This is a genomic window from Rhodococcus pseudokoreensis, from assembly GCF_017068395.1.
Taxonomy (GTDB): domain Bacteria; phylum Actinomycetota; class Actinomycetes; order Mycobacteriales; family Mycobacteriaceae; genus Rhodococcus_F; species Rhodococcus_F pseudokoreensis.
Map to the genome: position 1 here is coordinate 7087101 of NZ_CP070619.1, position 19285 is coordinate 7106385.

The window sequence follows — 19285 nt, forward strand, 5'->3', positions numbered from 1 at the left end:
GTGCCTCGATGACCAATCCCTTCGACTTCAGCGATTACGAGACGTCTCGTGATCGCCCGTCCACCGACGCACCCTCGTCGTGGCCGGCTGCAGGCCAGTTCGGTTCGACCTCCGCCGACCCCTTCGGATCTCAGCCCACCGCGTTCGCCCCGACAGCGGCGGCGGAGCCCTTTGCTGCGGCGCCGAGTCCGCGGCCACGCGTCACGATTGCGCAGGGCGAGCCGCCGGTCATCTTGCTTGTGCTGGCCGGATTGGTGGCGGTAGCCGGACTGACTCTCGCGATCGTTCTCGGTTCGATCACCGCCTTTGCGGTCCTCGCGTGGGTGCTCGCCGGCCCGGTCGCGTTCGCACTGCTCGCCCGGTTCACCGTGCTCGACACGGTTCAGCGGGCGATGCCCGTGTACTCGAGGTCGAAGGGTGCTGAGCGGGGATATTGGGTGGTCGCTGTCCTTGCACTGGCGGGAATCGTGGCGAGCGCGTGGCACATTGCGGAATGGGCGGGTCGACTGTGAAGAAGGTAGCCGCTTTCGCGGCGATGATGCTCGTGCCGTTGCTGCTGGCGATCCCGACGGCATCCGCGGCCCCGACGACCGCGGCGGTCGGCGATTTCGGTGGATGCCTGGCCGCGCAGCAACAGGGCGACCTGCTGCTCATGGTCGATCAGTCCGGCAGCCTCCAGGGTTCCGACCCCGACGCGGCGCGTGTGTCCGCCGCCAACTACCTGCTCGAACAGCTCAACACGTTCGGTGGGTCCGCGGGTGTGGAACTCAACGTGGCGATCGCCGGATTCTCCGACGACTTCACCGTCCACGCACCGTGGACCCGACTCGACAACGGTTCGCTGCCCGCCCTGCAGGGCGAGGTGGAAAAGTTCCGGACCCGCACCGACGGCATCGACACCGACTACTGGAACGCGCTCGACGGTGCCCGACGCACGCTCGCGGAACGCGACGGCGAATCGGCGACCAACCGCTGCCAGGCGGTGGCGTGGTTCTCCGACGGAAAGCTCGACTTCACCGTCCGTGACGCCGAGAAGCCCTACTCGCCGGGAGTTTCCCTGGGCAGCGATCAGGGCGTCCAACAGGTTGTCGCCGCCGCCCGGGAGTCGATCTGTCGCCCCGCCGGCATCGCCGATCAGCTGCGCTCGTCGGGAATCGTCACGTTCGCGGTGGGCCTCGCCGCGGGCACCGCGCAGCCCAGCGACTTCGACCTGATGCGGTCGATCGCCACCGGCGGCGACGGTGCGTGCGGCAAGGCCACGTCGTCGTCGCCCGGCGACTTCTACCTCGCGCAGAACATCGACGACCTGCTGTTCGCGTTCGACGCGTTCAGCACACCCGGTCAGGCGCCGATCGAGGGCGAGACCGGTGTCTGTGTCGTAAGTGTGTGCGACGAGGCGCAGCACCGCTTCGTGCTCGACGACTCGATCAGCTCGGTCACCGTGCTCGGCTCGGCCGACGCGGAGGGGCTGATCCCGACGTTGATCGCTCCGAGCGGGGCCCAGTTGGCACTCGACCGTGCCGGTGCACCCACCACGGCAACACTGGACGGCGCCCAGGTGGCGTACCGGTGGATGTCGCCCCGATCGGTCAGCTTCACGATGACCAAGTCCGACGACTCCGCGCAGTGGCAGGGCATGTGGGCCCTCGTGTTCGTCGATCCCGACGGCTCCAGCCCGCTGGCCCGCTCCAAGACGAACATCCACATCTCGGGCAACCTGTTCCCGGCCTGGCTCGGAATGGACACGTCGGCCGTCCACAGCGGTGAGAAGACGTCCGCCATCCGGCTGGGCATCGTCGACTCCGACAGGAATGCGATCGACCCCTCCGACCTGTTGGGTAGCGCCGCCCTGTCGGTGTCGCTGACCGACGCGGGGAACGTCGATCACCCGCTGGTCGATCGGATTGCCAAGGAGCGCATCGGCGATCCCGTCGAACTCGATTTCACCGACGTTCCGCCGGGGGCTGCGACGCTGCGCCTTACACTCGATGTGACGACGGCCGACGCCCGGTCCGCCGCTGGTGAGGTCATCGCCCCGGGTACGGCGTTGACGCCGCAGTTCGTCGATGTCCCGCTCACGGTGTCGCCGCCGATCGGCTACCCCGTCGTGCCGTCGACGGTCGATTTCGGCACCGTCGAGGGCGCAGGACAGTTCGCCGCGAGCATCCCGATCACCGGTCCCGGGTGCGTGTGGTTCGACGGGGCCGCACCGGTCGCGCTCGATTCCGTGCCCGACGGCGTCGGTGACGTCGGCGTCTCGGCCGGGTCGGCGCCGTCCGCTGCGAACTGCCTCGAGATTGGTGAGGGCCAGCAGGCGAGTCTTCCCGTCGACCTGTCCGTTCCGGCCGCGGGCAACGGCTCCCTCAACGGGTCGATTCCGCTGATGATGTCCCCTCCCGGTGAGCCCGACCGCGCGCTGCCGATCAACGTCGCCTTCACCGCGGAGCTGCAGAAGCCGCTCAACAGCGGCCGGTTCTGGCTCGTGTTCGTCCTGGTCCTCCTGTTCAGCATTGCCGTGCCGCCGCTGCTGCTCTACGGGGTCAAGTGGTGGACGGCCCGCATCCCGGCGAAGACCCTCAAAGCGATGCGCGTCGGTGTCACGATCGAGGGCGGGCAGGTTCTGCGGGACGGTGCCGAGTTCGGCATCCGCGAGAGCGACCTGAGTCAGCTCGTGCGCGGCCTGAACAAACCCGCGCGCAGCCTGGACGTCGAGGGTGTGGAGTTGCGCACTCGGATCGGTCTGTCGCCGTTCGGGCCCGGGTACGTCGTCGCGCAGCAGCCCGGACTCGTCGCAGCGTCCGGAGCCGAACCGTCGGTCGACCGGCGCACGGGCGCCGCGCGACTTCCGCTGGCCATCCACAACAACTGGGTGGTGCTGCACGACCCGGACGGTCCGGCGAACCTGGCGACCGTGCTGCTTCTCGTCGGTGCCGACGCGACGGACGACAGCAACCGCCGACTGGTCGCCGACCTGGTGCGCAAGGTGCCGGGCCGGGTCGCCGACCTGAGGGCCGCGCACCCCGGCTCGACCCCGTCCGCGACGCCGCCGAGTGCACCACCGTCGTCGGACCCCTTCGGTGCTCCCGCCCCGACGTTCGGCGCGGCACCCTCCTGGGACGCGGCCCCGACGTTCGGCGGTACGGCACAGAGCGGCGCGGGTGCCCCTGCCCGCTCGTCCGCCGCCGACCCCTTCGATCCGTTCCGGCCTCCCGGTTCCTGACCCGGATCGTCCTCGACTTCAAGCTCTCTCTTCTGTGAAAGGACCGTAATGAGGCGGTTTCTCGTAGTCGGTTGCGGTGGTTCCGGCGCTGTCACCCTCGCGTACATGATGGATCAGTTGCGCTCGGATCTCGCTGCGGCGGGCGTCGACCGGATCCCCGGCGGGTGGCAGTTCGTCAGCATCGACGTGCCGACGGCTCCCGAGGCGGGGCCCGACGGCCTCGACAACGTCCGCGACCAGGGCGGCTTCTACTTCGGCAGCGGCCCGCAGGGTGACTCGTACGCGGTGCTGGACAATGCGCTGACCAACCAGCTCACCGCGAAGCAGAGCCTCGACGAGATCGCCACCTGGGCGCCGCGCGACCCGTCGTCGGTGACGGTGCCGATCGGATCGGGTGCGGGCCAGTACCGCTCACTCGGCCGGATGATCACCCTGAGCAAGGCCGGCGGGATCCGAGACACCCTGCAGCGGGCGTGGGATCAGCTGTCGACGGTCGAGACGGCCAGCCAGATGTCTTCGCTCAACGTGCCCGGCGGCGGGTCCTTCGAGCAGGGTGAGTCGCCGATCGTGCTCGTGGTGTCGTCGATGGCCGGCGGCGCCGGTGCGTCCATGGCCCTCGACGTGTGCCGGCTGCTCACGCTCATCCCGGGACTCGACCCGCGTCTGATGGGCGTGTTCATGGTGGCGCCCGACATCTTCGACGGACTCGGCAAGAGCGCGACCACCGGTGTCCGCGCCAACGCGCTGGCGATGCTCGGCGAGATCGTCGCCAGCCAGCTCGGGTCGGCGCGCGAACACGACGTGGAGATCCTGCGCGCACTCGGCCAGCAGCACGGCGCCGGCGAGAAGGTTCCGTTCGCGCGGGTGTTCCCGGTGGGCCGCAAGGTCGGTGTGGAGGGCGCACCGTTCGGCGACGGATCCCAGAAGGCGATCTACCGCGGCCTGGCCCGCGGCCTGGCCGGGATGATGATGAGCGGCGCGGCCACCCGTCAGTTCGTGCAGTACGACCTCACCAACGGTGCGGGACTGCCGGGCCAGCGGGAGAACATCGGGTGGGGCGGGCAGTGGGACAACCTGCCGTGGGGAACCTACGGTTTCTCGAGCCTGAGCATGGGCCGCGACCGGTACGCCGAGTACTCGGCGCAGCGGCTGGCCCGCAGCGCCGTCGACCGCCTCCTCGACGGCCACCGGTCGCCGGGCAGCCCCGTGTCGGACGAGGATCAGGTCAACTCGATTCTCGACGGTCAGTGGAACAGCCTGCTCGCGGCGATGGGGCTCCCGGTCGCCCACGCCGACGCGCGGGGCGCGCAGATGGGGGTGGGCGCCTGGCTCACGTCCGTGGTGCTGCCGTCCGCCGACGCCACCCGGATGGCCGGGCAGACGGTGGAACTCGAACTGCGCGGACACCTTCCGTCGGGTTCCGGTCTGGTCGCGGGGCAGTGGGTTCCGGAGATCCGGCAGGCGCTGGGACGACGCCGGCAGGCGCTGACGACTTCGGCCGAGCAGCACGCGGTCGCGCACGCATACATGTGGCACAAGGGTCTTGTGGACCGGATCGAGGCGACGGTCGGCAGGTCGATCGCCCAGCTCGGTCTCCCGTACGCCACCGCGCTGGTCAGCCGCCTGCTCACATACTGCAAGGATTCGGTGCGGACCGGTGCCGAGGACCTGTCGCGGCGCGGGCCGGAGGACATCACGGCGCAGACCGCCGATGCGACGCAGGTGCTCACCAACCTCAAGGGCAGCATCGAGAGTGACGCGGAGATCCTCGATCGGATCGTCGCCGACTGCCGCGACAACGTGTACCGCCAGCTGTATGCGTCGCTGTCCGGCAAGGTCGCCGAGGTGGTTGCCGCGCTGGTGCCGGAGGTCCTGCAGCCGCTGCTCGACGCGTTGAACGAGGAGCAGACCGCGCTGCGTCGCGCCCGGAACAAGCCCGCCAGCGACGTCGGGCTCGCCCGGCTCGCGACGGATCAGTACGGCGCCTGGCCCGCCGACAAGGCCGACCGGGTGCCGAAGCGGTTCGCGGAAGCCAACAACGAGGTGATGCTGACTCCGTCGGCGGACTTCATGGATCAGTATCGCGGCGACCTCCCGCTCGCGGTGACGGCCTCCGAGACCGGGACGCCCCCGTTCGCGGCGGCGGTCGAGCAGGCGGTCGCGAGCGTGGTCACGGGTCTGTGGACGACGGTCGACGGCACCCGGGCCCCGGGGGAGGACCACTCTCTCGTCGAGCGCACGGCGGCCTGGCGGTCGCGCGCGTTCCCGATCGACCCGAACACCCGGGAGGCGCTGGTGCCGTCGTCGGCGCGCTACGACGTGCACGTGCGTCCCGTCGAGTTGCTCGATCGGGCACGGAAGTTCGTCGGCCGCACCGGCGAATCGTTCGACCGGTTCTGCCGGGTGTCGCTCCGCGAGTACATCGAGGACCACACCGTGCCCGCGTATGCGATCGAGGAGCGGCGGGACCGCCTGCGGCGCAAGTTCACCGAGGCGCTCTCGCTCGCGCGGCCGCTGGCCAGCGTCAACCAGCAGGCGCTCGAGGCGCTGCACCCGGGGCAGCAGGTGGAGTACCGCTACAAGTTCACGTCGGTGCCGTTCCTCAACTTGCCGGTCGCGGACACGCTCTCGCAGGTGCTGCAGAAGGACCCGATGATCGATCACGAGACGGAGGGGGAGTTCGCGCGGCTGCTGTCCGACGAGGATCGGCTCACGCGTATCGACATCTTCGGCTCGTACCCCAACTACTCCCCGCTGGCGTACGACTCGGTGCTCGGGCCCGCCGCCAAGCAGTGGGCGGATTCGACGCCGGCGCAGCAGGAGTCGTTCTGGAGGTGGCGCCGGTCGCGTCCGCTGGCCGCATCGCTGCCGATGCACCGCGACGAACGCCGCGCGATGACGGCGGGGTGGTTCCTCGGGCTGGCGATCGGGCAGGTGCGGTTGCCCGCGGCCCCCTACGACGAACCCGTCCGGGTGTGGGACGCCGGCATCGGCGACTGGGTGGACTTCCCGAACCCGCTGCTGACGCCGCCGTCCCGGTTCACGGTGAGCAACGACTGGCTTCCGGCGGTGCTCGAATCGGTGTTGCTCGCGATGGCGCAGTCGCACGAGCCGCCGGTCATGCATTCGATGCTGCCCTACCGGGCGCTGCGCGCGGTCTACGACTCGTCCGCGGAAGACCCGGTCAGCGGCATCCACGAGGTGTCCGCGAAGGCGCGGCTCACCAACTGGCTGCGCACCGGTGTGCCGGTCACCGGCTGGCAGTCGCAGGTGGAGAACACCGGACCGGAATTCTCGGTCGCCGAGCGAGCCGGCAACGCCGTCGCCTGGCTGTCCAAGATCCGTGACCTCATCGGCGTGCACTACATGGAACCCGGGCAGGACGGGGCACCCGGCGGGGGCGCACTGTCGGTCGTCGGGTTGCGGGAACACGCCTCGCAGACACCGATCTTCCGGGACATCGCACCGGACGTGTATTGGGCGACGGGCGAATTGATCGGCCTCGTCGAGGAGTGCAAGGTCCGCGCGGAACGACCCGAGCAGCCGAACCACGCTCCGGTACTCGCCGCCGCACCGACCGCGATGGCGCACGCCCTCGTCCTCCCCGACGCCGGTCAGTTCTGACATGAGCGTGTTGACGGTGTTCCTGGCGGCGGACGGTCCGGCGCAGGGTGTGCGGGACGTGCTCCGGGATCTGTCCGCGGCCGGGCTGGTGTCGCCGTTCCTGTGGATCGACGACACCGCGGTGGCCGCCGACAACACCCGCCTGCGCGCGCTGGAAACCACGGCCGGTGCCGACACGTCGGTGGTCCTGCAGGACGTGCTGGCGTCGCGGCGCATCGACCGGGTGCGGATCTGCGTGCTCGTCGCCGGCACCGCACAGGTCGATCCGGAGTCGGTGCGGTTCGTCTCCGAGCTGCTCACGTCCAACTCCGGCGGCGCGCGGTCCAGCCGGCTCCGACTGCTGGTGCGCCGCCCCGGGGACGCGGACGCGGGCGTCACCACCCTGGCCGGCTGGCACAACCTGCTCATCGCCCCCGAGGACTCCCGCGGCCCGGGCATGGGACACGAATCGCTGGCGCCGACAGCCGATCCCCTCGCCGTCGGGCGGCACGCCGCCCCGGTGATCGCCGGTGTGACCGGGCTGTGGAACGACGCGCAGCACGCCCCGTTCGACGACGAACCGGTGCTCCCCGGCAACGCGCTGCGGGTGGTGCGGTCCTACTACCGGCGCCTGGACACGGCGCGCGCCGAGCACGACCTCCGCTCGGAGCTGCTCGACTTCGGCGGGCTGATGCCGTTGCCGCACGACGCCGGCACCAACGTGCTGTATGCCGACGACGTCGCGGCGGCGACGTCGACGATGGCACGCGCGTTGTGGCGCAAACACAGTGCGCTGCTCAGCGGTGAACGCGCGGAGGCACCCGGCGCGGTCGAGCCGCGCACCATCCGGTTCGTGCAGGCCCTACGGATGTTCTTCTCCTTCCTGTTCGCGGTGCTGCGGAACGCACCGGCCCAGTGGGTCGCGCGGGTGGCCAACCGGGCGTCGGCGTCGGTGGCGTCGGCCACCCAGACCACCCTGTTCGGATCCACCCGCGGTGCCTACCGGGTCGTCGTGGGCGGCGTTGACGCGGACGGACACAAGGTCGCGTGGACCGACTACGAGAGGGCGTCCAAGCAGATCGGCGCGATGCTCGACGCGGCCGGCGCCACCCCGCAGCCGGTGACCCCGGACCTGTCGGCGCTGTGGCGCGACTACGCCCGCGCCGCCCTCACCCTGTCGGACGCCAGTGAGCGTTCCGCCGGTCTGCCGCCGGTGCAGGTGGGCGCCCACCGGGCGATCCTGCGGACGGCGTCGGACGTGGTTCCCGGCCCGGGCGACCGGTTCACGGACATCCCCGGAATGGTGTCGGCCACGCTGAGCCTGCACGCCGTGGAGCCGGCGGACATTCTCGGGGTGACGGAAACCCGGGACCGTCTGCGGGAATTGGAGCAGGACCCGACGATCGGTCTCGACGCCCGGCGGACGAGTTCCGCCCTCGGTGTGTGGTGGAGCCGGAAGCAGCGCAGTTTCGCAGTGTCGTTCGGGTCGATCCTGACGAGCCGCCTCGACGCCACCGTCAACGAGTCCCGGGTACTGCTCGAACGCCTCGACACGTCGGAGCAACGTCAGAACCTCGCCGAGGCCTGCGCGGAGCAGCAGGCGCACATGTTCCGTCGGGTGCGCATCGCGACCGTGGTCTTCCTCCTGCTCGCCGTCGCCGCCGGAGTGTTCGCGTGGCGCGAGATCATCTCCTGGTGGTGGGGTGGCCCGGCGATCGCCGTGTGCGTGCTGGCGTGGGCCGCGGTGGTGGCCATCGTGTGCCAGCGCACCCAGCAATTCCTCGAACGGCTGCTGGTCGAGCGGGACGCGGCCGCGCGCGCCGACGCCGCGGATCGGGCCAATCTGCGTGTCGCGCTGCGGGAGATCGAGCACCTCACCGGGGCCTACCGGCAGTTCCTGTCGTGGAGCCGTGCCCTCGGCGCGTTCCTGGCCGAGCCGCTCGGCGTCAGTGCGCAGACGCGAACGTCGTCGCGCACCGTCGGGTGGGGGTTGCCCCGGCACACCGCGATCGCGTCCGGGACACCCAGCACCGGCCAGGTGGAACGGGTGGCCGGGGCCCTGCGCCGCGACCTGTTCACGGTCGGGTGGCTGACCGACCCCTGGGACACCGTGCTCGGCTCGGCAGGCGCCGCGCTCGGCTCCGCGGGCCACGACATCGACCGGGACCCGGGGCTGCTGGCCGCGAAACCCGGCGCCGGCTCCGGTTCGGCGCTGGACGAGTGGTCGCAACGGTTCGACCAGGGCACGGTCCGGGCGACCGGCGCCGCCGTGCTGTGGCAGCGGGCTCTCGCCGAATTGACCGGAACCCGAGAGGAACTCGTCCACGGCCTGCTCGAGACCGTCGAGTACTTCGACGGGGGAGCGGCGCGGCGGGTCGGGGTCGACGAGTTCGTCGCCGGAATCGGCACCGAGTCGGACGGGGTCGCGTTCTTCGACCGGTCGATCTTCAGCGACACGGCGTCGACCAAGGGGCTGTCCGCCGTGTCGGGCGAGACGGTGACCCGCGTGCGCGTCGGTTGCGGGCTCGTGGCCGTCACCACCCAGTACACCGACGGACTGTCGGACGAGGATCTGCGCGCGACCCACGTTCGCCGCGCCGACCCGGTGGAGATGCAGCGGATCCCCGAATTCGAATTGCGTCCGGCCAGGCAGACTTCGACCGCCGCCGACGCTGCCGTGCGAACCGCATTCGTCGTCCCGGTCGTCGACGGCCTCAACTTCTGAAAGCGAGTGGAACCGTGACCGAGGTTGCCTCCCCAGCAGTGTCCGATGGTGCCCTCGCGGCATTGCAGCAATGGCGACAGCAGCAGATCGACGACGGCAGGCTGCGCCCCGGCGTGGTCAAGGACACGCATCTGCAGCAGATCCTCCGATCGAACCGGCGCACCGCCGAGGAGATCGAACCGATGCTGCCCCGGCAGGCGAAGCCGTTCGTCGACGACGTCGTCGACGTGCTGTCGTCCGCGCCGGCCGCGGCGACCACCCGCGCGCCCGCACCCACCGCACCCGCCGCGCCGACGCCGGTCACCGAACCCGCACCGGGCAGCGAGCACGTGATCTCGCTCCGCACCGAGGACTTCTGCGAATTCCTGCACGCCGACTCGGATCACCCCGTCGGAGCGGTGACGATCAGCACCGAACCCACCGGCGGTCACCTGCTCGAGTGGGAGCCCATGCAGGCGCAGGCGGGGCAGACGGTGCTCTACCGCGTCGTGTCCGGCGAGAACCATCGCGCCTACAAGCCCGAGGCCGGCCGGCTCGTCGGCGTCACGCGCGGCACCCTCCTCGTCGACACCGAACCCCCGGCCGCCGCGGTGCGGCACCTGCAGGTCTGGTGCCATGTCGGACGCGACGAGCGGGACGCCGTCCGACGGCAGCCCGTCCTCATCGCGGAAGGTCACATCCTCAGTCCGGTCACCGAATTCATCGTGATGGAGGACGAGGGGGCCGTCATCGGCCAGTGGAGTGCGTGGCCCACGGTCACCACCGTGCGGGTGCTCCGCATCCCGCTCGACGGCAGTGTCCGCGTCGACAACGACCAGCGGCACCGCATCCTCGCCGACCAGGCCAACCTCGGCGGGTTCGTCGACCGCGACGCCCGGCGCGGGCAGCGCTACCTCTACCGCGCGATCTGCGAGGTGGAGGTGGACGGGCACACCCGGCTGTCGGCGGTCGCGCAGGCCGAGATCGCGGTATCGGCGGTGCTCGAAGAGGTCGAGGATCTGCACGTCACCACGCACGGCGACAGCGACAACCTGCGGTTCGACCTGCAGTGGACGCCACCCGGCATCGGCGCCGTGATGCTGTACCGGACGGAATCGGCGCCGCGGGCCGGTCTCGACGGCGCGGTGCTCGCCGCCGACGCGCTGGAACTGTCGGGGGGACTTCCCGGTTCCGCGCGGCTGGTGCACCCGGCCGTCGCGGGCGAGGACGGCACGCACCGGATGACGGACGTGTCGTGGCCGCGCGGGTGGGTGCGTGCGTATTTCACCCCGGTGACGTCGCTGGACGGGCAGGTTCAGGTGGGGCGCACGTTCATCGCGACGCGTCCGCTGCCGCCGCTGCGGGACGTCCGGATCGTCGAACGCTGCTCCGAGCAGGTGCTCACGTTTCCGTGGCCGGAGGGTGCGGCGTCGGTGTCCGTGTACCTCAGTGCACCGGAGATTTCCGCCGAGCACGCCATCGAGCAGCGGCCGATGGCCGAGATCTCCCGCTCGACGTACGACCGCGACGGCGGACTGCATCTGCCCGAACCGCTGCCCCCGCGGGGGTGTTCCGTCCACGTCGTCCCCGTCGCCTACACCGCGGGTGAACCGATCGTCGGAATCCCGGCCACCGTCGAGTACCCCGGCCTGCTGCGCATCGAGTACCGGCTGGAGACGAAGCGGTCGCCGACCGGAAACGCCGCCACCGCCGTCATCCGGCTCGCATCCGAACTGGAGTTGCCGACGGCACCACCGTTCGTCGTCGTGTTCAACGCCGGGCGGCTGCCGCTCAGCGCCCGCGACGGCGAGCCGCTCGAGGTCCGCGGCGACGGCCAGACCACGGCCGGGGCCCGCAGCTTCCACCCGCGCGGTCTGCGCAAGGAATTCGGGCAGCCCTGGACGGCCGACGTGTCCGGCAGGGTGGGATTCCTGCGCGTCTTCGCCGATGTGCGGCCGGAGACCAACCGGACGCTCGCGCTGATCGATCCGCCGGTCGATCAGCTGCGCCTGCTCGATCTTCCGCCCGGACCGGTGGAATGAGCGCACCGCAGCAGGCACCCGGACCGCCGCGGTTCGGTCAACTCACCTACACGTCGTTCGACGCCCCCGACCGGGGCCGGGCGGGCGGCGGCTGGCAGGTCAAGGACGTCAGCGACGGCGTCAGTGCTGCCGAGCAGGAGTTCATGCGCGCCGGTGTCGCGACCCGATTCGACTCGCCGCAGGCGCTCCCGCAGTTCCCCACCCCGGCCGACATCGCGGCACGACCGCGGCGCCTGGTGTATGCGCCGACCGAGACCGGCGGCTGCTACTGGCACACGGTGCCCGCCGGCGCCGACGCGTCGGGGCGGCCCGGCAACGTCTTCGCGCACGTCGTCCTCGACCGCGCGCCGGACACGGCCGTCCGGCCCATCGAACGGTGGGGTTCACCCGACTGGCTGGCCCCGTACGGCGCGGACGCGGTCGCCGCCGCCGAACTCCCCGGCAGCGCACCGGCCCCGGCCGGAATGATCGATCGCGCAGCAGTTCTGGACTTTCTGCTCGATCCCGGCACGTGGCGCGTCGGTGTGCTGGGTCTGTTGCTGGACGCGGTGGACCAGGCGATGCACGGTGGCCCCGGTGTCGTGCTGGGGTGCGCCGACGCGGAGAACGCGGCCCGGTGGATCGGTGCGGTCTCCCATTTCATGCCGCCCGGTGCGGCGCAGACATTCGGCTGGTCGACCTTCGACCGCAGCTCGACCGTCGTCGACACCCTGTCCCGGGGCGTGCACCTGGCCTGCGTGCCGGCCCGCGACGCCGTCGACGCGCTGGACGGCTGCGTCGTCCTCGGCGAGACCGACACCCCCGACCTCGGCGAATGGGGCGGGGAACCGCACCGGACCGCGACGGGGCAGCTGGTGCCCGTCACGGCGTGGTCGGTGCTCGCGCAGACCGTGCTCGTCGATCCCGGCAGCGCCCGACGCGCACTCGACCACCAGGACACCCTGGCCGCCGCAGTCGGGGACCGCGACCTCGCCGGTGCCTGGCCGCTCGCCATGGCCGTGCTCTCGAATCCCGAACTGCACGACGCCCTGCCCGAGGCCACGGCCGTCGTGCTCACACAGTCGCCGGACACGCTGTCCGCGTTCCCCGACGAGCTGGCGGTCGTCGCGCATGTGGTGGACGAGCACCTGCCCGGAACCATGAGCGAGGCGTGGCACGTGGTCGCTGACTGGCAGCACGGCGGCCGGCCGGCACCGGTGGTCTGGGACGTGGCCGGACGGGTTCTCACGTATCGGGCCCTCGCCGACCGGGATTGGATCCGAGCCTCGGGCCCGGCGGAGTTTGCGCTGTTTGCCACCTGGCCAGCTTCGGAGGATCTGCAGCGGGCAGCCGAGAAGGCCCTGTCGGCGCTCGTGACCACCCTGGCGGCCGATCCCGCCGCGACCGCGCACGATGCGGTGAAGACACTCGACCTGCTCCTGCACGCACACCTTCTCGGCGACTCCGGGCGCGACCTCGCCGCCGAGCTGCTCGACCGCGTCGTCGTCCCGGTCCTGTGTGATCACGAGACGGGCCCCGCACTGGTCGCTGGACTCGGTGCCGTCGGAACCGACACCTGCCGTCTGCTGCAGTCGGCCGTGGTCGGTCACCCCGATTTCGCCGGGCGCCCGCTCGGTGCCCGGCTCGCGCCCGACGTTCTGCGCTGGCTCGTCGACGAGGTCCGGGTGCCGACCGCCGAGGACCTGACCGCGGCGCCGTCACGCTGCGCCGAACCGCTGTGCGCCATCGTCGCCGACGCGGTGTTCTCGGTGGTCAAGAGCGGCACCGCGGTTCACCGGAAGGCGTGGGAAGGCTATGCGTCGCTGGCCCTGTGGCGTGTGATCTACGAAGCGAGCGCGGGCGGCTGGGCGCCCAGCGATGTCGATGCGCTCGTCGACGCGTACCTCTGGACGGTCGCGCAGTGGTGCGAACTCGTCGGCGCGTTCCCCGATCACGTCGCACCGCGATTCCTGTTGCCGGTTCTCGTGCTCGAGCAGTGGGGATCGGAGGTGGAGATGATCGTCAAGCACCTCGACGCGAACCGAGGCGGTGCTTCGGTGGTCTCCGGCGCCGCGCACCCCGTCGACGCTCTGGCGGTGTCGTGGGCGCTCATCCGGGCGCAGGATCAGTGGGACCGGATCGACGACCCGAGGCTCCGGCGCGCGCTGGAACGGCACGGCTGGCCGGTGCTGAAGGACTACGGCGACGCCTGCCCGGCGCAGCTTCCGCACGATCTCCTCGTCCGCCTTGCCGTGGTCGCGGTGGCCGGGTTCCAGTTCTTCCCGCCGCACAACGGCACCTACATGCCGACGATGCCCGCGAGTCACGTCGACGCCTTGGCGCGTGCGGTGGATCAGGACTCGGATTTCGCGGTCACCGCCTTGGTCGATCTCGTGCGCAGCGGTGCCCTCAACGAGCACTGGGTGATCCGGTCGGCGGTGCTCAGCTCGCCGGCGGCCCCGCACATCGAATCGGTGCTGAACCGCGACGACCTGCTCTGCCGACTCCAGGTCGGGCCTGCGCAGGCGCGACGGTCGCTGCTCGAGCAGGTCGCTTCGATCGTCATGGGGGACGGTGACTACCGCGGTCCCGTCGGCACCTTCGAGGTGTCGGCCTCGCTGCGCGCCGAGATGCGGGAACGGCACGACGTCGCCGATCGATTCCGGGCCGGGGACGCGTATGCGCGGTTCGCGTCGACTTGGCTCGAGGACGTCGAATCAGGGTTCGTGCTGCTCGCTCACGAACGGTCGGGTCGGCGATGAGCGGGACGACAGTACGCATGCGCACCGCATGCAGGGGAAAGGGATCGAACTGATGTCGGGATATGTGCTGAACGGTGCGGGCCGCGTCGAACTGCCCAATCGGCCGCTCGCGGTCACCGTCGACGCGGTCACCACGGCCGTCGCGGTGCGCGCCACGCTGCCCGACGGCAGGCCGGCCGAACCGGCGCTGTATCCGCGCGTCGGGCTGCTGATCCTGCCGCGGGTCGACACCGAGATCGTGGTCGTGGCCCGGCCGGACGGCGAGTGCGCGGCCTTCCCGGACGGGACGGTGCTGCAGGTGACGATCGGCGTCGACAGCAGTCGCGACCTCGACTCCGAGCGCGCCGAGCTGACCCCCGTCGACGTGTCGGGGCTGCACCAGGTGGAGTTGGCGACGATCGCCCCGGCGGGGTCGAGGCTCGCGATCACGGCCCGCCGCACCGCCGTCGACGTGTCCCTCACCGACGTGGGTTCCCGTGCCCGGTCGGCCGCACGCAGCGCCCTCGCGCTCGACCGGCTGCCCGAACTGCGCCGCTTCGACGTGGAGGTCGACGTCGACACCACCATGTCGATGCTGTCTAGCATCGACGACGGCAGCGTCCGCACGGTGATCGACGTGCTCTCCGGGGTCGCGGCCGTGGTGGGCACCCGCGAAGAGCTGGCGGTCCGGCTGATCGGCCACGCGGTGACGACCCTGCCCGCCGCCGAACTGCGAGACGTCGCGAATCAGGTTCAGGCCGAGCTCGACTCGGCCGCCCTCGGGATGGGGTTCCGTTCGGCAGCCGTCGACCGGACTGCGCGCGACACTCGCACCCTGGCGTTCACGGTGACCGATGCCGTGCCCGCCGACTGGGACGGTGCGTGCACCGACACCGTGATCCGCCACCTCGTGCTCGTCGGAGACACGGCCGAGAGTGGGCCCGGTGTCACCGCGGTGCCGCCCCGTGCGGCGCCCGAGCTGTCGAGTCTGTCTGTAGTGGTGACCTCGCTTCTGGCCGATGTGTCGGCGAGCTTGTTTTCGGAAGGCGTACGACGATGACGAAGTGCCCGCGGTGTTTCACGGCCCTGACCGGTGACAGGTATGCGTGGATGGCGGTTGCCCCGACGGACGTCGAGGTCGACGACGTCGCCACCAAATATCACGGCAGCCAGGTGCGGTCGGGGAAGGTCTTCGAACTCTTGCGTCCCGCCGACGCCGGCGACGACTGGGCCCCCGAGGACGACTACGCGACCGGCAAGGCCGGCGGGCCGGCCGTGGAGGTATGCCCGCAGTGCCACTTCCGGCTGCCCGCCGGGTGGCGTGACGGGCGCGCCGCGTGCATCGCGATGGCCGGTGCGCGCGCCACCGGAAAGACCGTGTACATAGCGGCTTTGGTGAAGACGCTGCAGCTGCTGGGAGAGCGGCTGAACCGGGTGGTGGAACCCGCCACCGGTGAGACCGAGGTGAATTTCCGTGAGCACTACGAGCGCCCGCTGTTCGAGGAGCGCGGCATTCTCGAGTCGACGCCGGCCTCGCACACCGGTAACCCGTATCAGCGGGAGCCGCTGATCTTCAGCCTCGGCCCGGGCCTGCGGGACGACACCCGGCAGTACCTCGTGATCCGGGATGTGGCGGGGGAGGACCTGGAGAACCCCGGCAACGTGGACGCGACGCACATGCAGTTCTTCGCGCAGGCCGACGGCGTGGTGTTCATGTTCGATCCGCTGAAGGTCGAATCGGTGCGGCAGCAGCTGCACGACCTGGTGCCGGCGCAGGAGCGCGTCGGCGGCGACCCGCGGTCGGTGCTGCGGACAGTCCTGTCGATCATCGGGACCGGGACCCCCAACCTGGCCGTGGTGCTGTCGAAGTTCGATGCGCTGCAAGCCCTCGAGCGGGTGGAGGGCAGCGATTGGAGCGAGATCATGTCGCAGCGGGGCGCGGCATTCCTCCGCGACCCGAGTCTGCAGCGCGCCCCGTACCACGAGGTGGACGGGCAGCTGCTGCACGAAGAGGTGCGCAGCCTGCTCGACAAACTCGAGGCGCGGTCGATGGTGATGTCGGTGGACCAGCCGCCCGCCGGCAACGCCCTGCCGAGCCGGTTCTTCGCCGTCTCGGCACTGGGCGAATCGCCCGTCGGAGATCGACTCCACGACAGTGGGATCTCACCCTTCCGGTGCCTCGACCCCGTGCGATGGATCCTCGCGCAGCGGGGGGTGTGGGTGTAACGACGGAGTCCAACTATCAAACAATGAGGCTGCTATCGTCCTTCGATTTCATGACGGCCCAGAAGAGCTTGGCAATTTCATGGTTGTTGCCTTCTCTGCAGGTTGGTCGCTGGACGCAAGCCTCCACACGCGGGACGGGTGACTTACCCTACAGATCCAGGGAAAAGTCCTTCTACCCTGATTCGATGCCGAAAGGCGTCGATCTACTTCTATCGGCGTGCCTTGAGCTGCATACCAGCATATTTGGCTCCCCGGATGGCGACAGGCGCGACCGAAAAGCTCGTCAGTGGTCGCGTCACGGATGATGCGCTCGTCCACGTGCTCTGTGATCAGCTGCAAGAGCCGTGGCCCCTTTACGCATTGGCGCAGCGATGGGCCGGCAGGTGTCCGTTGCCCATGCCGTAAGGGATGGTCTTCCGACAGGTCAAGTTGCAGCGGGTCGACCTCGAGAGACAGATGAGCGCCTCCTAGTGTCGCCGGCGATTGGGGAGAATCCATTGGCCCGGGGCAATCACAGGGTTCATGGTTGCTCGACAACGATGAATGGATACTCGATCCCGAATCGACCGGATTCGTTCGTGCTAACGGCCGTCTCGATCGTCGGGATCTCGACGAAATCAGCTGGGCCGTGGCTGTAGGTTCCCAGGGTTGTGTGCTGGACTCGTCGGCCGCCAGTCGTCGCGCGTCCACCGAAGAACGTCTCGCCAGTTCCACGCTCAGCTTTCGGCAGTTAGTCAGTTGGCCTGATGCAGGCCAAACTGCCCGCATCCTGGGCCAATATTTGTCGCGATCCGTGCCGTACCCGGCGCGGACCGAGTATCACTCGTGGGCGTCGAGCTGGTTGACGAAGCTTGATCGGACAAGTGGTCATATGTCGTGCATCACCATCGCAATGACCGAGACTTTGACTCTGTTGTTTGAGGGCGACAGTTGTGGCCTCAGAGGAAAGATCCAGGAAAACGATGCAGAGTTGTTCCGACGGGCCCGTATAACTCTGTCTACTAGCCGAGCGACACTGCCCGGGTGGCGCGACGCGACGATCGCGTCGAAGCGAATGCGTTCGGGCCACAACGCCCTCGCGATTCAGGTACCCAGTTGTTACCGTTTTGCTTGGGGCCGTTCGGGCGTGATGCACCCGACGCCTATACAGGCGTTAGATGTTGACACCGTAGTCGCGTGCGATGCCGGCGAGTCCGGAGGCGTAACCCTGGCCGATGGCGCGGAACTTCCATTCGCCGTTGTGACGGTAGACCTCGCCAAAGAGCATTGCGGTTTCGCTGGAAGCGTCTTCGGTGAGGTCGTAGCGAGCCAGTTCTATACCGGTGGTGCTGTCAACGACCCGGATGAAGGCGTTGGTGACCTGTCCGAAGGACTGGCCGCGGGTGTCGGCGTCGTGGATCGACACGGGGAAAAAGATGTTGGTGACGTTCGCAGGAACTGCGGAGAGATCGACGTTGATCGATTCGTCGTCGCCGTCTCCCTCGCCGGTGAGGTTATCGCCAGTGTGCTCGATCGAACCATCGGGGGACCGGAGGTTGTTGTAGAAAACGAAGTGAAGGTCGGAAAGCACCTTCCGGTCTTGGCCGGTGGCGAGGGCGCTCGCGTCAAGGTCGAAGGGTGCGCCGGTGGTTCCGCGGGCGTCCCAGCCGAGTCCAACAGACACCGTTGTTAGGTTCGGTGCTGCCTTCGACAGGGAAACATTGCCGCCTTTGGCTAGGGTGACGCCCATGGTGGTCCTTTCGAGACTGCGGACGACGACCAGATCGGCGTCCTGGTGTTCGATGTTCGCCCTCACAATAGCCATAGCATCCGACCTTGTCGTTGAAGCGGACTACCCAGAGGTCAGCGGTGCTCGTTCGATGAGCGCTCAACCCAAACACGGTGGACGGGGTCTCCGTGATCGCGAAGACTGATGACGCGGACCGGTAACGCACGACACCACCGGACCGACTACCCCTCTGGGTATCCCGGCATACGCATGAGTGAGAGGGAAACACGGTGGAGGGTACGACGGCCTCAACGGCCAGATCGTTAACCATGCAGCATCGGCAAGCCTTCCTTCGTCTGCCGAGATGGACTGGGGTCGGGAGTCTGGAACAGAGATGTGGTCCCTGTACGCCACGCCACACGCACCATCGTGTGTTCCTTTCGTCGCCTCGAGGTCTGCCGGTCTCGAATCCTCCCTGGTCGAAATCGAGCGCGATGGCGTGCTCATCAAACCGGTGCGGTGCCATCGGGGAGGCGAGTGCACAATCGTTACCACATTTGCGCATCCAACTTCGAGGCTTCGGCGACCTGCCCGAGTCAAGCTTGCTGAACGCCTCATTGCAAGTTCTGTTGTCGAAAAAGTCTGCTGCCTCTTGTCATTCGTTTGATATACGCGCCGGGTCTCAAGGTGCGCCGTATCTATTGATGTCCCTTGGCTACGGCATTGGCGGGCACGCCTTGGTGGGCCCGTTCACAATGAAGCTGGCACAGCTTCTGGAGATTGCCGCTCTTAACGTGTCCGAGCCGCCACTGACTACGGTGCGGGCGCCATCGTTGGCTGACCCGAAGCCCGCTCGGTCAGGAACTCGCGCTCATCGATATCGTGGGCAATGGTCGTCGCGTGCTTCTTCATCGAGTGACTTTGGTCGGTCTCTCGAAGAGCCACGCGGTGGCCGCCGTTTGGGCTACGACACGCCGGTCATGGTGTGACCTGCTTCGTACCTAATCTTCGTGGACGCCACTGGAAGATGCTGTTATCTGCCGCTTGGTAACCGCAAGGCAT

General features: G+C 69.2%; 9 protein-coding genes. 8 read left to right on the plus strand and 1 reads right to left on the minus strand.

Going from position 1 to position 19285, the window contains the following annotated elements; all coding sequences use genetic code 11:
• Positions 1-8: 8 nt before the first annotated feature.
• From JWS13_RS37505 to JWS13_RS37540, 8 genes are read left to right on the plus strand one after another with little or no spacing between them, the layout of a single operon-like run.
• Positions 9-512: a hypothetical protein gene (locus JWS13_RS37505; RefSeq protein ID WP_241032483.1), complete on the plus strand. Its 504-nt coding sequence runs from the start codon at positions 9-11 to the stop codon at positions 510-512.
• Positions 509-3220: a vWA domain-containing protein gene (locus JWS13_RS37510; RefSeq protein WP_206011891.1), complete on the plus strand. Its 2712-nt coding sequence runs from the start codon at positions 509-511 to the stop codon at positions 3218-3220. Before JWS13_RS37505 ends, JWS13_RS37510 begins: the two co-directional genes overlap by 4 nt.
• Positions 3221-3268: 48 nt before the next feature.
• Complete coding sequence (locus JWS13_RS37515) at positions 3269-6844, plus strand: tubulin-like doman-containing protein (protein ID WP_206010373.1); 3576 nt, start codon at positions 3269-3271, stop codon at positions 6842-6844.
• A gap of 1 nt (position 6845) precedes the next feature.
• Positions 6846-9548: a magnesium transporter gene (locus JWS13_RS37520; protein ID WP_206010374.1), complete on the plus strand. Its 2703-nt coding sequence runs from the start codon at positions 6846-6848 to the stop codon at positions 9546-9548.
• A 38-nt stretch (positions 9549-9586) separates the two neighbouring features.
• Complete coding sequence (locus tag JWS13_RS37525) at positions 9587-11569, plus strand: SaeA-related protein (protein ID WP_206010375.1); 1983 nt, start codon at positions 9587-9589, stop codon at positions 11567-11569.
• Positions 11566-14310, plus strand: coding sequence for a GAP1-N2 domain-containing protein (locus JWS13_RS37530; protein ID WP_206010376.1), 2745 nt, complete (start codon positions 11566-11568; stop codon positions 14308-14310). Before JWS13_RS37525 ends, JWS13_RS37530 begins: the two co-directional genes overlap by 4 nt.
• Before the next feature lie 28 nt (positions 14311-14338).
• Positions 14339-15349: a hypothetical protein gene (locus JWS13_RS37535; protein ID WP_206010377.1), complete on the plus strand. Its 1011-nt coding sequence runs from the start codon at positions 14339-14341 to the stop codon at positions 15347-15349.
• The gene (locus JWS13_RS37540; RefSeq protein WP_206010378.1) at positions 15346-16515 is read left to right on the plus strand and encodes a TRAFAC clade GTPase domain-containing protein; all 1170 of its coding nucleotides are present in this window, start codon (positions 15346-15348) and stop codon (positions 16513-16515) included. Before JWS13_RS37535 ends, JWS13_RS37540 begins: the two co-directional genes overlap by 4 nt.
• 1153 nt (positions 16516-17668) lie before the next feature.
• Here the strand turns inward: JWS13_RS37540 and JWS13_RS37545 are convergent.
• Complete coding sequence (locus JWS13_RS37545; protein ID WP_206011892.1) at positions 17669-18244, minus strand: TerD family protein; 576 nt, start codon at positions 18242-18244, stop codon at positions 17669-17671.
• Between the last annotated feature and the right edge of the window lie 1041 nt (positions 18245-19285).

Bases quoted from the DNA above. Each gene is read 5' to 3' on its own strand.
- JWS13_RS37545 (WP_206011892.1), bottom strand. From the start codon at position 18,244: ATGGGCGTCACCCTAGCCAAAGGCGGCAATGTTTCCCTGTCGAAGGCA.
- JWS13_RS37505 (WP_241032483.1), top strand. From the start codon at position 9: ATGACCAATCCCTTCGACTTCAGCGATTACGAGACGTCTCGTGATCGC.
- JWS13_RS37520 (WP_206010374.1), top strand. From the start codon at position 6,846: ATGAGCGTGTTGACGGTGTTCCTGGCGGCGGACGGTCCGGCGCAGGGT.
- JWS13_RS37535 (WP_206010377.1), top strand. From the start codon at position 14,339: ATGCAGGGGAAAGGGATCGAACTGATGTCGGGATATGTGCTGAACGGT.
- JWS13_RS37540 (WP_206010378.1), top strand. From the start codon at position 15,346: ATGACGAAGTGCCCGCGGTGTTTCACGGCCCTGACCGGTGACAGGTAT.
- JWS13_RS37515 (WP_206010373.1), top strand. From the start codon at position 3,269: ATGAGGCGGTTTCTCGTAGTCGGTTGCGGTGGTTCCGGCGCTGTCACC.
- JWS13_RS37530 (WP_206010376.1), top strand. From the start codon at position 11,566: ATGAGCGCACCGCAGCAGGCACCCGGACCGCCGCGGTTCGGTCAACTC.